The sequence below is a fragment of the Yoonia sp. R2-816 genome, from assembly GCF_046762905.1.
Lineage (GTDB): Bacteria > Pseudomonadota > Alphaproteobacteria > Rhodobacterales > Rhodobacteraceae > Yoonia.
In genome coordinates, this window is the sequence record NZ_JBKQXN010000207.1 from 184,531 (window position 1) to 198,585 (window position 14,055).

The window sequence follows — 14,055 nt, forward strand, 5'->3', positions numbered from 1 at the left end:
AGCCAGATGGCCCTTCAAGCGATCTCTTCTACGATGCTGAGTTCGCGCTGACTTGCGCCTTTGGCAAAGCTCAGCGCTTCCTGATAAGCATCTGAATAGTAGCAGTCATGGGCCGCCTGAAGGCTTGGAAAGCGGGCCACCACATTGCGCGGCCTGTCCGGCCCTTCCAGCTGTTCATAGGCCCCGCCCCGCGCCAGAAAGACGCCGCCGTGATCGGCAATGGCACCCGTTGCCCGTTTGGCGTATTCGCCATAGGCCGCTTCGTCCGTTACCTTGACATGTGCGATCCAAAGTGCGCTCATTTCAATTCCTCCAAGACTTTCCTTGCTGCTGCAATTGCGCCTTCGGCGTTGTCAGCCGATGCCCCACCACCTTGCGCCATATCCGGACGGCCACCGCCGCCCTTACCGCCCAGTTCGGGGGTTGCGGCACGCAGGATATCCACAGCCGAGACCCGGCCCGTCATATCATCCGTCACGCCTACAGCCACTGCAGCCTTGCCGCCAGTATCGGCGATCAGCAGCACAGTACCGCTGCCCATCTGCGCCTTGATGTCGTCGATAAGAGACGGCAGGTCCTTTCCAGTCACCCCGGTCAGAACCTGCGCCTGAAAGGCGACGCCATTGATCACCTCTGATGGTGCGGTCTCTTTCGCGCCACCGCCCATAGCCAGTTCGCGGCGCAGTTGTGCGACTTCATTGGCCAGCGCCTTGCGCTCATCCAATAGTGCCTTCACCCGATCTGCAACTTCCGTTGCGGGGGCTTTCAGCGCCAGTGCGGCCTGTGCCAGTCGGTGATCCTGTTCGCGCAGGTAATCAAGGGCTGCCTGCCCGGTCAGCGCCTCAATCCGGCGCACCCCGGCGCTGGACGCGCTGTCGCCCAGCGTGACAAAGGCCCCGATTTCACCCAATTGTTTGACATGGGTGCCACCGCAAAGCTCCAACGAATAGGTGTTGCCATCGGTGCCCTTGCCAGAGTCGGTTTTACGGCCCATGGACACCACGCGGACCTCATCCCCGTACTTCTCACCAAAAAGCGCCTGTGCACCCATGGCGCGGGCGTCATCGGGCGTCATGACCCGAGTTTCGACAGTATCATTCTGGCGGATGACTGCATTCACATCGCGCTCAATCTGTTCCAGCTCTTCAAGGCTCAGCGCCTTGTTATGACTGAAATCAAAGCGCAACCGGTCCGGGGCGTTCAGCGACCCGCGCTGTACCACGTGGTCACCAAGCGCCTCGCGCAGCGCCTCGTTCAGCAGATGCGTGGCTGAGTGGTTCGCCATGATCCTGCCCCGCCGCTCCACATCCACAGCCAGTTCAGCGCCCTGCCCTTTGGCTAGCGCACCATCTGTGACCTTCGCGATATGCACATGCAGGCCAGCGACCTTTTTCGTGTCCGTAATCTCTGCGGTGCCAGTTTCGGTCCTGATCGTCCCGGCATCGCCGACCTGACCGCCGGCCTCTGCATAGAAGGGCGACTGGTTCAGCACGATCTGGACAGAGCCGTCCGCCTTGTCGGTTTGCTCACCATCCGCCACCAACGCCACGATCTGACCCTCTGCGGTCAGCGTGTCATAACCCAGAAAATCCGTTGTGCCATGCGTATCGGCGATGTCGAACCAGACGGCGCTATCGGCGGCCTCGCCCGTGCCGGACCACGCCGCGCGGGCCTTGGCCTTCTGTTCGGCCATGGCCGCCTCGAACCCGGCAGTATCAACCTCGCGCCCCTGTTCGCGCAGTGCATCCTGCGTCAGATCCAGCGGGAAACCATAAGTGTCATAAAGCTTGAACGCCGCCGCACCCGGCAATGCGGCATCCTCTGATAACCCGGACAGCTCATCATCCAGCAGCTTCAAACCCCGGTCGAGGGTCTGTTTGAATCGTACTTCCTCGTTCAGAAGCGTCTCTTCAATCAGGCGCTGCCCTTGGCCCAGTTCAGCGTAAGCAGCACCCATCTGTTGCACCAGCGCGGGCACCAGTTGATGCATGACCGGGTCCTTGGCGCCCAGCAGATGCGCATGGCGCATGGCGCGGCGCATGATGCGGCGCAGGACATAGCCGCGCCCTTCATTTGACGGCAAAACACCTTCAGCGATCAGGAAGGCGGTCGAGCGAAGGTGATCAGCGATGACCCTGTGATGAACAATCAGATCATCATCGGTTCCGGTAGAGGTGGCATGGGCCGATGCATCGACCAGCGCCTTCATCAGATCCGTTTCAAAGACATTGTTGGTGCCCTGCAATAGCGACGAAATCCGTTCCAGCCCCATACCGGTATCAATGGATTGATTGGGCAGTTCGGTCCGGCTGCCATCCTCGAACTGCTCGTACTGCATGAAAACGAGGTTCCAGATTTCGATGAACCGGTCGCCATCTTCCTCGGCCGAGCCGGGAGGGCCACCCCAGATATGATCGCCGTGGTCAAAGAAAATTTCGGATGACGGCCCGCACGGCCCCGTCGGGCCCATCATCCAGAAATTGTCGTCCGTGGCGATCCGGATAATCCTGTCATCGGACAATCCGGCAACTTTCTTCCAGATATCAGCGGCCTCATCATCTGTGTGGTAAACCGTGACCAGCAGCTTTTCCTTGGGGATTTCAAGCTCTTTGGTCAGCACCTCCCATGCATAGGGAATGGCGGCTTCCTTGAAATAGTCACCAAAGCTGAAATTCCCCAGCATTTCGAAAAACGTCAGGTGCCGGGCGGTATAGCCCACATTGTCGAGGTCATTATGCTTACCGCCCGCACGCACGCATTTCTGGCTAGTGGTGGCCCTTGTGTAGTCGCGGGTCTCGACCCCGGTGAACAGGTTCTTGAACTGCACCATACCCGAATTCGCGAACATCAGTGTCGGATCATTACGCGGCACCAGCGGGCTGGAGGCTACGACCTCGTGCCCCTGCTGGCCGAAGTAGTTCAAAAAGGTCGCGCGGATGTCAGCAAGAGAGGTCATGACAAGGTTCTCATTGGATTGCGTTAGGCCGGAGAAATAGCCCTGCACCCGCACACTGTCCACAGCCAACGCAAAAAGGGTGCCGCAATGCAGCACCCTTTTTCCGGAGTATTCTTCACCGCATTGCGGTGCGGGCGTTTCAGCAGTCGCCGTCTGCGTGCCTTAAACCTCGACCAGGTCGTCATCCCCATCGTCCATTCCGCCCTCTGGCAGATCAAAATCCAGACCATGGGCGGCTCTGATCTTGTCTTCGATCTCATGCGCAATATTGGGGTTTTCTTTCAGGAACAGCTTGGAGTTCTCACGCCCTTGCCCGATCCGTTCATCGCCATAGCTGAACCAGGCACCGGATTTTTCGACCACACCAGCCTTGACCCCAAGGTCGAGCAATTCGCCGGTCTTCGAAATCCCCTCGCCATACATGATGTCGAATTCCACCTGCTTGAAAGGCGGGGCCACCTTGTTCTTGACCACCTTCACGCGTGTGGCATTACCAACCACCTCATCACGATCCTTGACCGCACCGATCCGGCGGATATCGAGCCGGACAGAGGCGTAGAACTTCAAAGCATTCCCGCCTGTGGTTGTTTCCGGAGACCCGAACATGACACCGATCTTCATGCGAATCTGGTTGATGAAAATCACCATACAGCCAGAGCGGTTGATCGACCCGGTCAGCTTGCGCATCGCCTGGCTCATCAGACGGGCATGTACACCGACGCTGCTGTCGCCCATATCGCCTTCAAGCTCCGACTTTGGCGTCAGGGCCGCGACGGAATCGACAATCACCATATTGACGGCACCAGAGCGCACCAGCGTGTCCACAATCTCCAATGCCTGTTCGCCTGTGTCGGGCTGAGAAATGAGCAATTCATCCAGATTCACGCCCAGTTTCTTGGCATATTGCGGGTCCAGCGCGTGTTCGGCGTCAACAAACGCGCAAACGCCGCCTTTTTTCTGTTCTTCGGCAATCGCATGCAGGGTCAGCGTGGTCTTACCGGACGATTCAGGCCCGTAAATCTCGATCACCCGGCCCTTGGGCAAACCACCGATTCCCAGCGCAATATCCAGACCCAGTGAACCGGTCGATGTCGCCTCGATATCGGCCATCTGGTTTTGACCGCCGAGCTTCATGATAGAGCCCTTGCCGAACTGCCGTTCGATCTGTGCCAGCGCGCTTTCCAGCGCCTTTTCCTTATCCGCGGTCTTCTTGTCAGTCATTTTGAGGAGTTCTGCCGTTGCCATATTTCCTGTCCTTATTTCATGCGCCTTCAAGGGCGGCAATCACTGCTTTGTTCTTCTTGTGTTCTCACTGTTAATGAGATCAAAAAGAGAACATTGCAACTAAAATTTTCCTGTCTCAGCCTCTGCTAAGAGTGGTTAAAGAGTGGTTTATGCCCTAGAAAAGGTTCCAAGGCGGACGAAGGACACCGATCAAATGCTTGTTTTCTGGAAGGAAAATCTTGTTCTGCTGGCTGTGCCCAAGACCGGATCAACCGCGCTCGAAGGCGCGCTGGCCCCCCGCGCGTCGATGGTATTACGCGACCCGCCGCACCTGAAACATGCCCCCTGTTACCGCTACAAACGATTCCTCAAGCCGTTTTTCGTACAGGCCGGCGGGCAGAAACCGGAACTGATGGCCGTGGTGCGCAACCCGATCGACTGGCTGGGCAGCTGGTATCGTTACCGGACGCGGGATGACCTGATCGGCCATGAAAACTCCACTCGCGATGTCAGTTTCGATGATTTTGTGCTGGAATACTGCAAAGGCACCCCCGCCCCCTTTGCGAATGTGGGATCACAGAACAAGTTCCTGCGGATCAACGATGGCGAAGTCGGCGTGCAGCATTTGTTCCAGTATGAGCAGTGGGACAAGGTGATCGGTTATCTGGAGGAGCGGCTGGAGATGACGATCACGCTGAAGCAGAAGAACGTGTCGCCAAAGATGGATTTGACTTTGTCGCCCGCTGTCGAGGCAAGGCTACGCGACAAACGCGCAGCGGAGTTTGAGGTGTGGGAGTTGGGGCGGAGAGAAATCTCTGGCTAGGCCCGGAATCCGCCCCCAAACTACATAATGGTTGCAGACCAATAGCCTGCCTAATCTTCCTTGTCTCGCGGTATATCCGGAGGGACAATATAGCCTATGACTGCTGCAAAGGTAGCGGCTCCAAAAATCGCTATAACCGACGGCACCTCAAAGTCGATGCCTTGTATAAGACTCAACAACAAACTGACAATCCCTGGTACAAAAATGCCGAAAAACAAGCTCACAGCGTTCTGCAAACGCGCGTGCAACTCATCATCAACGACCCAGTTGTGCTTGCGGCCTTGGTCGGCCAAAGCACTGCCTGCCAACATGCCAACCCCAATGCTCAGGAACACTAATACGTATGCCAAACCAGTAATGATCTGATACCGTTGACCTGTCAGGATCGGAGCGATGAAGACTGCAACGAAAATGAAGCCCAGAAACAGGCGCGAGTGTCCTAGAAAACCACTTGGAACGCTCGAGCTTCTTTATCACGGTCAATATCATACCCAAATCATAGAAGAGTGCATCATGACTGGCCACTCTTCACTGCAAGTCCGTGTCGGAAGCAGGCTACATCACCGCGTGGAAAGCGTCCGCCTCACCGCATCCTGCCACCCGGCATACCGGCGCTCTCTGGTCGCCTCATCCATCGCGGGTTCGAACCGCCGATCCAGCGCCCATTCAGCGGCAAAGCCTGCTTGTTCGGGATAGACCCCAGCCTTCATCCCCGCCAGCCATGCCGCGCCCAGTGCCGTTGTCTCCAAAACCTTGGGCCTGTCCACCGGCGCGCCGATGATGTCGGACAGGAACTGCATCGACCAGTCCGAGGCGCTCATCCCGCCGTCTACGCGCAAAACACCAGCCGTATCAGATGTTTGCCAATCGCTTTTCATGGCCTCCAGCAAATCCCGCGTCTGAAAACCAACACTTTCCAGCGCGGCACGGGCGAACTCGGCCGGTCCCGAATTGCGGGTCAGGCCGTAAATCGCGCCCCGCGCCTCCGCATCCCAGTATGGAGCGCCGAGGCCAGTGAAGGCGGGAACCATGTAGAGCTCCTGCCCCTGATCTGCTTTCTCGGCCAGCGGTTGGGTCTCGCTTGCCTCGCGAATGATCTTCAGCCCGTCGCGCAGCCATTGCACCACAGCCCCTGCGATAAAGATCGACCCTTCGAGCGCATATGTCGGTTTGCCATCAAACTGATAGGCGATGGTGCCCAGCAGGCGTTTCTGGCTTTCGACCAGCGTATCGCCGGTATTGAGCAGCGCAAAACACCCCGTCCCATAGGTGGATTTCAGCATACCGGGCTGGAAACACGCCTGCCCGATGGTCGCCGCCTGCTGATCGCCAGCCACGCCAAGAATGGGGAGTTCCTTGCCAAAGAGATCAGCGCGCGTCGTACCGAAATCAGCGGCACAGTCCCGCACCTCTGGCAACATGGACATCGGGATACCGAAACGCTCGCAGATCGTGCTGCTCCACCGTCCCTTGCGAATATCATAGAGCATCGTGCGGGCCGCATTGGTCGCGTCGGTTGCGTGAACCTTGCCACCAGTAAGCTTCCAGATCAGATAACAATCGACAGTGCCGAACAGCAGATCGCCAGCCGCTGCCCGTGGCTTGGCCCCCTCAACATGGTTTAGAATGTAATGCACCTTGGTGCCGGAAAAGTAGGGATCAGCCAGCAGCCCGGTGCGCTGCGTGATCGTCGCCTCGAACCCTTCCTTGCGGAGCTCCTCGCAAAACGGGGCGGTGCGCCGGTCCTGCCAGACGATGGCATTGTGGATCGGCTCGCCTGTCTTCCCGTCCCAAACCAACGTTGTTTCGCGCTGGTTGGTGATGCCGATGGCGGCCACATCTGCGGCGGTGATCCCCGCCTTTTCGATGGCCCCACGGCAGGTGGACGCGACAGAGGACCATATATCGGACGGATCATGTTCAACCCAGCCAGAGCGCGGGAAATGCTGGGAGAACTCCTCTTGCGCGGTGGCTTTCACGCGCATCTCGGCGTCAAAAATAATCGCCCGGCTGGATGTGGTGCCCTGATCGATGGCCAGAATATTGGTCATGGTGTCCCCCCGTTTGTCGTTTTGTTTCAAGCCGCCATGAATGCGTCAAGGGCCGCAATCTGATCAGGCGTCATCCGCAGGCCCAGCTTGCTGCGCCGCCAGACGACATCCTCGGCCGTGCGGGCGTATTCGCGGGTCATCAGCCATTTGACCTCGGCCTCGGTCAGGGTCGCCCCGAAATCCTGCCCAAGATCAGCCGCTGATTTGGCATCGCCCAGTATCTGTGCCGCTTCGGTGCCGTAGGCGCGGATCAGACGCAAGGCCCAGAATGGCGTCAGAAAACTGTAGCTGGCCTGCAAATCCGCCACCAACGCATCGCGCCGTGACACCGGGAAATCGCCTCCGGGCAAGGGTGCGCCCGCCGTCCAGGGTTCGGACCCGCCCAAGAGCGGTGTCAGCCTTTTCAGCGCGTTTTCGGCCAGTTTGCGATAGGTCGTGATCTTGCCGCCAAAGATGTTCAACAACGGCGCGCCATTGTCATCGAGCGACAGCACATAATCACGGGTCGCCGCCGTCGCCGATTTGGCCCCGTCATCGTAAAGCGGACGCACCCCGGAATAGGTCCAGACGATATCATCGCGAGTCACTGGTTTCTCGAAATACTGCGATGCGAAGTTGCATAGATAATCCTGTTCTTCGTCCGTTGCATAAGGCTTTTCGGACAGGTCTTCATGCTCTGCATCTGTCGTCCCGATCAGGGTGAAATCAGTTTCATAAGGGATAGCGAAGATGATCCGCCCATCCTCTCCCTGAAAAAAGTAGCTCTTTTGATGGTCGAACAGCTTTTTCGTAACGATGTGACTACCCCGCACCAGCCGCACCCCTTCGGAGGTGTTCTGCCGCGCCACCTGCCGGACGATATTTTCAACCCACGGACCGCCAGCATTGACCAGCCCACGGGCGGTATAAACGGTCTGTTTGCCACTGGTTTCCAGGACGATCTTCCAATGGTTTTCGACCCGCTCCGCGCTGATGACCTTGGTACGCGTCATGATCTTCGCGCCACGCTCCTCTGCATCGCGGGCGTTCAGGACGACAAGCCGCGAATCCTCAATCCAGCAATCGGAATATTCATAGGCGCGCTTGAACTTGTCCTTCAGCGGGCCACCGACCGGGTTCTTGGTCAGATCCACCGTCCAGGTGCCAGGCAGGATTTTCCGCCCGCCCAGATTGTCATAAAGAAACAAACCCAGCCGGATCAGCCAGGCAGGCCTGCGCCCTTTCATCCACGGCATGAACAACGACAGAAGTTTTGACGTTGGCGTGTCCCCTTCGAACCGCATATCCTTGTGATAGGGCAGTACAAAGCGCATCGGCCAGCTGATATGCGGCATTGCCCGCAGCAACACCTCGCGTTCGATCAGGGCCTTGCGAACCAGTCCAAACTCGAAAAACTCGAGATAACGCAACCCGCCATGGAACAGCTTGGTCGAGGCCGAAGATGTAGCCGACCCCAGATCATTCATCTCGGCCAACCCGACCTTCAGCCCGCGCCCTGCCGCGTCGCGCGCAATGCCGCAGCCATTGATTCCGCCGCCGATGATGAAAAGGTCGAAATCCGTTTGCATGATGTGCCCCATATGTTCGACTGCCTGCTAGGCCCCCTGTCCTGCCGGCGCAAGCGCAGTGCTGCAATATGTTCGCCCCGCGACGAACGAACACGAAACGAAACCAAGTTTTCCAATAAATATAAAGAAAATGGCTTGCCAATCGTTCGCATAATCCGCAAACCGAACATATGGAAACATCCCAGCGACACGCCCTAATCCGGAATGAGGCGCAAAAGCACGGCAAGGTCACGGCGACTGACCTTGCAATCAATCTGGGTGTCGCGGTCCAGACGATCCGTCGCGACCTGCGCCAGCTTTGTGCGACAGGGCTGTTAGAACGTGTGCATGGCGGCGCAGTTCTGCCATCCGGGGTAAGTAATATCGGCTATGGCGACCGGCGGGCGCTGAACCGGGACGCCAAGATCAAGATCGCCCGCCGTGCCGCCCAGCTGATCCCCGATAGCGCGTCTGTCTTCCTCAACATCGGCACCACGACCGAGGCCGTGGCCCACGCCCTGCAGACCCATCGCAACCTGATGGTGGTGACGAACAATCTGAACGTCGCGAATATTCTGGCTGACAACCCAAGCTGCGATGTGGTGGTTGCAGGAGGCCTGCTGCGCCGGTCCGACGGGGGTCTGGTCGGTGACCTGGCCGCGATCGCCATCGATCGGTTCAAAGTGGATTTCGCCGTGATTGGGGCGTCAGCGATCGACCTTTCCGGCGATCTACTGGATTTCGACCCCGAAGAAATACGCGTCAGCCAACAAGTGATCAGGGCCGCGCGGTCAACGATCCTTGTGGCTGATAGTACGAAATTCACACGCAAGGCCCCGGTCAAGATCGCCTCACTCGCGCAGATGGATCATTTCGTGACTGATCGGGTCCCATCCGAGGCGCTGATCAACCAGTGCGCCGACTGGGGAACGAAAATTGCTTTGGTTTAGATCTTATGTCCGATTATCACACCGCAAGAATGTCGGACGAAAACCGCTGGAGCCTCTTCGGCAGACTTGGAAATTGGAACGATCATGAAGGTCAGAAGATCAGTTTTCCTGAAAGGCGGCAACAAATATGGGTTCAAACCCATCTTACGATAAACGACTGTCAGAAAACAAAAAAACTGCCAAGGCCCGCCATCGCCAATGGCACGCTCATCGGTGTGCTTTTACCGCGCAGAACATGCCAATTGCTTTCTTCATTTCCGATGAACTTTCGCGCTTGAATCACCACAAAGCCGGTCAGGAAAACTGACGCAACAAAAACAGCCGTTGCGGTCAACGCCTCTGACACCGGGACGAACAGCGCCAGCCCGCTCATCAGTTTGACAGCACCCGCACCGAACCCCACAAACGCAAACAACAGCAGGCCCACGGCAAAGACAGCCACAGCCAACATTAATTGCCAGAGCAGTGCTGATCGATCCTCAACCGTGACTGCAACCGCAATGAAAACCACAAACGGCACCAGTGTCAGCCAGTTCGGGATTTTACCCGACCTGAGCTCAAATAACATCGCAGTGATCAGGACAAGTCCGATCAGGTAGAGTGCGTATTGCGCGATCATTCCGCTCATTTCCTCTTTGGACGCCCTGCGCCCTTATGGCAAAGCCACCGGTGGATTACACCCCGTTCCTCTGCAAAAACCCGACAAGTGCGGCAGTTGAGCCATCCTTGCCCTCAACCCCCGACTTTCCTTCGACCACAGGCTGCAGTGCGGTGGCCAGTTCCTTGCCTAACTCAACACCCCATTGATCAAATGAATTGATCCCCAAAACCGCCCCTTCAACGAAAACCCGATGTTCATAGAGCGCGATAATCTGACCCAACACAAACGGTGTTAGTTGGGGGTAGGCAATTGTCACCGTTGGACGATTGCCGGGAAAGACGCGGTGCTTGGCCTGGCGTTCCAGTTCAGCCCCCTCAAACCGGTCTGCCACTTTTGCGCGTGCCTCATCCAGTGTCCGCCCGCGCATCAGCGCCTCTGACTGTGCCAGACAATTGGCCACCAGCAACTGGTGCTGATGGTGCAGATCATCCTCATGACCCCGCGCAGCCACCAGAAATTCACAAGGGATCACGCGGGTGCCCTGATGGATCAGCTGATAGAACGCATGTTGCCCGTTCGTCCCCGGTTCACCCCAGACAACAGGACCGGACGGAACCTCCAGATCGGCGCCATCCATGCTGACTCCCTTGCCGTTGCTCTCCATCTCCAATTGTTGAAGATAGGCTGGTAAGCGACTGAGACGATTATCATAAGGCAACACAGCCCGGGTGGCATAACCACAAACCTGATTGTGCCAGATCCCCACCAGCGCCAACAACGCAGGCAGGTTTTCATGCCACGCGGCCGCGCGGAAATGCGTGTCCATCGCCTGCCCGCCGCGCAGAAACGCCTTGAACGCCTGTGGTCCGATGGCAATCATCAGCGACAGACCGATCGGGCCCCAGACCGAATACCGCCCGCCGACCCAATCCTCGAAACCGAACACACGAGACGGATCAATCCCGAAATCGGTGGTCTTGTCCTCTGCCGTCGACAACGCGGCGAATTGCGCACCGGTATCGCTGACAACCTCACCCATCCAGGCCTGCGCGGTGCGGGCATTGGTCATGGTTTCGATCGTCGTAAAGGTCTTGGAGGCGACGATGACCAAGGTGGTCGCGGGATCACATTGGCGCAACACACCGGCAATATCCGCCGGGTCCACGTTGCTGACGAAATGACAGCGCGGGCCATCGTGATAGGGCGCCAGCGCCTTGACCGCCATGGCAGGCCCAAGGTCTGAACCGCCAATCCCGATATTGACCACATCGGTGATCTTGCCGCCCTGCCCGGCAAATCGGCCCTCGCGAATATCGGTCGCGAAATCCTCCATCCGGGCCAGCGTCTCCAGAACACCCGGCATGATGTCCGCACCATCAACAAAAACCGGATCACCATCCAGATTGCGCAGCGCAGTATGCAGCACGGCCCGGCCTTCGGTTTCATTGATCGGCTTGCCGCTGAACATCGCCTCGCGCTTGGCGGCTACGCCCGCCCGCTCCAGCAGATCGATCAGCAGCGCACGCCCCTCTACGTCGATATTCGTCTTGGCGTAATCCAGCAGCATATCGCCCGCCTGCGCCGAAAAATCGGCAGCGCGATCCGCGTCCACAAGGCTCTCAAAACGGCGGTCGGCAACCTTGGCATGATGGGCACGCAACTTATCCCACATAGCTCAGCTCTCCGCCCAATGCACGGTCGTACCAGGCAGGATGGCGACGACCGGCGCCTCTTCGGGGGGTAAATGGCGGGCACGTTCCAGCGCAGCACGCTTTTCGCCACCAACAATGACCATATGACGGCTCATCGCGCTTTTCAGCACCTTGGCCGAAAGCGTGATGCGCGGCTCCGGCGCACCGGGGGCGCGCATCGCGACCAAATGATCATCACCATGCAACGCGCGATCCAGCTGGTCCGCCCCGGGAAAGATCGACGCGGTGTGCATATCCGCCCCCATCCCAAGCAACATGACGGAAATCGGCAATTCCGGTTCCAGCGATTTTGCCAGATCATCAAGTTTATCTTCTGGCGTCTCGGCTTCCGCGTAAAGCGGGACGTAAACCGCAGCCGCCGCCTTTTCGATCAGCAGACGCTCGCGCAGCAACCGTGTGTTCGACCGCTCTGACGTTTCCGGCACCCAGCGTTCATCGGTCAGCATCACATGCACGCGCGACCAGTCCAGATCGACGGCACACAGGCTGTCAAAGATCGGGCCGGGGGTCGTACCACCCGGCACGGCAAAGGACGCATGTTCATGCACCAGTAGACAATTCTTCAGCTCACTGGCCAGGGTATCGGCCAGATCCATCATCATCATCTCCGCGTCCGGATATTCGACTACCTTCATCGCCTTCGCCCCCATGGTGATGTGTCAGACGTTTTGATCAAGTGTGTACACGCCCGATATACGCCATCTGTACGTGTTCTGCAGACCGGCGTCAGCCCTTGATTTCGCGCCATTTGCGGCCATCGCGATGCATCAGCATCATCGCATCCTCTGGCCCTGCCGACCCCGCGTCGTAATGCTTGGGCACGTCATTGCGCGCCTCCCAGCCTTCGATCAGTGGATCGGTCCAGGCCCATGCGGCCTCGACCTCATCACCGCGCATGAACAGGGTCTGGTTGCCGCGGATCACGTCCATGATCAGACGCTCATAGGCGTCCGTCACCTCGTGTTCTTCATCACCCAACGCCTCGGCAAAGGTCATGTCCAGCGGCACATCGATCAGCCGCATGCCACCCGGACCCGGTTCTTTTATGGTGACCTGCAAATCCATGCCTTCATTCGGCTGCAACCGGATCGACAGGATATTGCGATGGCGGGCCTCGTCACCTTCAAAAATCGAATGGCCGAGATCCTTGAAGACAACGGCAATTTCCGATGACCGCGCCTTCATCCGCTTACCGGTACGCATGTAGAACGGCACGCCAGCCCACCGCCAATTGGCAATGTGACAGCGCATCGCGATAAAGCTTTCAGTAAAGCTGCGCGGATTTTCAGCATCCGCGCGATAGCTGGGGCCATCCGGCCCGGCATCATATTGGCCGCGCACAATATGATGATAATCTATGGGCTGCAATGCCCTGATAACCTTCAGCTTTTCGTCTCGCACCTCATCGGCCCCAAACTGGCTGGGTGGCTCCATCGCGATCAGGCACAATAGCTGCATCAGGTGGTTCTGCACCATATCGCGCATCGCACCGGACTTATCATAATATGCCCCGCGCCCACCGACACCGACGGTTTCTGCAACCGTAATCTGGATATGATCGACATAGTGGTTGTTCCAAAGCGGCTCGAACAACACATTGCCGAAGCGGACCGCCATCAGGTTCTGAACCGTCTCTTTGCCCAGATAATGGTCGATCCGGTAAATCTGGCTTTCGTCGAAATGTGCGGCCAGCGTTGCGTTTAATGCGCGGGCACTGTCCAGATCACGGCCAAACGGTTTTTCCACCACGATCCGACTGCTTGCATTCGCGATCTTGTTAGTATGCAGCCGTTCTGCCAGATCACCAAACAAGGAAGGTGCCACGGAAAAGTAGAAGGCCTGGACCACATCCTGACGCACGATTTCAGCCAGCTTGGCCCAGCCACCTTCGCCCTTGGCGTCAATCGCGACATATTCGATACATTGAAGAAAGGCCTCTAACCCCTTCTTGTTACGGTATTCTTCGCCGCCAAACTCGGCCACGGCATCATCAATCATCTCGCGATAGGCAGCGGCATCCAATTCAGACCGGGCCGCCCCGATAATCCGGGATCCTGCAGGCATCTGACCGGCCAGAAACCTGCGGAACAGGCCGGGCAGGATCTTGCGGCGCGCCAGATCGCCGGTCCCCCCGAATATGACCAGATCAAAGGTTTCCACTGGAATGACGCGAGAGACCATGGCTTACTCC

The 14,055-nt window shown here is 57.9% G+C and carries 12 protein-coding genes; 2 read left to right on the forward strand and 10 right to left on the reverse strand.

What is annotated here, in order from left to right; translation table 11 throughout:
* Positions 1–14: 14 nt before the first annotated feature.
* The 3 genes from ACFWW2_RS13240 to recA form a co-directional block, all read right to left on the reverse strand.
* Complete coding sequence (locus ACFWW2_RS13240; protein WP_342070832.1) at positions 15–302, reverse strand: DUF1330 domain-containing protein; 288 nt, start codon at positions 300–302, stop codon at positions 15–17.
* A complete protein-coding gene (gene alaS, locus ACFWW2_RS13245; RefSeq protein WP_393928550.1) occupies positions 299–2,956 on the reverse strand; it encodes an alanine--tRNA ligase in 2,658 nt (885 codons plus the stop codon). Before alaS ends, ACFWW2_RS13240 begins: the two co-directional genes overlap by 4 nt.
* Positions 2,957–3,118: 162 nt before the next feature.
* Positions 3,119–4,201 (reverse strand): recombinase RecA, encoded by a 1,083-nt coding sequence (gene recA, locus ACFWW2_RS13250; RefSeq protein WP_393928551.1) that lies wholly within the window; start codon positions 4,199–4,201, stop codon positions 3,119–3,121.
* 193 nt (positions 4,202–4,394) lie between these two features.
* Here recA and ACFWW2_RS13255 point away from each other — a divergent pair, with 193 nt between their 5' ends.
* On the forward strand, positions 4,395–5,003 hold the full coding sequence (locus ACFWW2_RS13255; RefSeq protein WP_393928552.1) for a gamma-glutamyl kinase: 609 nt from the start codon (positions 4,395–4,397) through the stop codon (positions 5,001–5,003).
* A gap of 50 nt (positions 5,004–5,053) precedes the next feature.
* On the opposite strand, the gene ACFWW2_RS13260 is transcribed toward ACFWW2_RS13255, so the two are convergent.
* The 3 genes from ACFWW2_RS13260 to glpD form a co-directional block, all read right to left on the reverse strand.
* Positions 5,054–5,338, reverse strand: a complete 285-nt coding sequence (locus ACFWW2_RS13260) for a hypothetical protein (RefSeq protein WP_393928553.1) — start codon at positions 5,336–5,338, stop codon at positions 5,054–5,056.
* Between the two features lie 225 nt (positions 5,339–5,563).
* A complete protein-coding gene (gene glpK, locus ACFWW2_RS13265) occupies positions 5,564–7,054 on the reverse strand; it encodes a glycerol kinase GlpK (RefSeq protein ID WP_393928554.1) in 1,491 nt (496 codons plus the stop codon).
* Positions 7,055–7,080: 26 nt separating this feature from the next.
* Entirely contained in the window at positions 7,081–8,622 is a 1,542-nt protein-coding gene (gene glpD / locus ACFWW2_RS13270) for a glycerol-3-phosphate dehydrogenase (protein WP_393928555.1), read from the reverse strand.
* Positions 8,623–8,792: 170 nt separating this feature from the next.
* On the opposite strand from glpD, the gene ACFWW2_RS13275 reads away from it, so the two are divergent.
* Positions 8,793–9,551 (forward strand): DeoR/GlpR family DNA-binding transcription regulator, encoded by a 759-nt coding sequence (locus ACFWW2_RS13275; RefSeq protein ID WP_393928556.1) that lies wholly within the window; start codon positions 8,793–8,795, stop codon positions 9,549–9,551.
* 160 nt (positions 9,552–9,711) lie between these two features.
* On the opposite strand, the gene ACFWW2_RS13280 is transcribed toward ACFWW2_RS13275, so the two are convergent.
* The 4 genes from ACFWW2_RS13280 to zwf form a co-directional block, all read right to left on the reverse strand.
* Positions 9,712–10,179, reverse strand: a complete 468-nt coding sequence (locus tag ACFWW2_RS13280; RefSeq protein WP_393928557.1) for a prepilin peptidase — start codon at positions 10,177–10,179, stop codon at positions 9,712–9,714.
* A 46-nt stretch (positions 10,180–10,225) separates the two neighbouring features.
* The gene (gene pgi / locus ACFWW2_RS13285; protein ID WP_393928558.1) at positions 10,226–11,824 is read right to left on the reverse strand and encodes a glucose-6-phosphate isomerase; all 1,599 of its coding nucleotides are present in this window, start codon (positions 11,822–11,824) and stop codon (positions 10,226–10,228) included.
* Between the two features lie 3 nt (positions 11,825–11,827).
* Positions 11,828–12,499, reverse strand: a complete 672-nt coding sequence (gene pgl, locus ACFWW2_RS13290; RefSeq protein WP_393928559.1) for a 6-phosphogluconolactonase — start codon at positions 12,497–12,499, stop codon at positions 11,828–11,830.
* A gap of 91 nt (positions 12,500–12,590) precedes the next feature.
* Positions 12,591–14,045 carry a glucose-6-phosphate dehydrogenase gene (zwf, locus tag ACFWW2_RS13295; RefSeq protein ID WP_393928560.1) on the reverse strand — a complete coding sequence of 485 codons (1,455 nt, stop codon included), beginning with the start codon at positions 14,043–14,045 and terminating at the stop codon, positions 12,591–12,593.
* Positions 14,046–14,055: the final 10 nt, after the last annotated feature.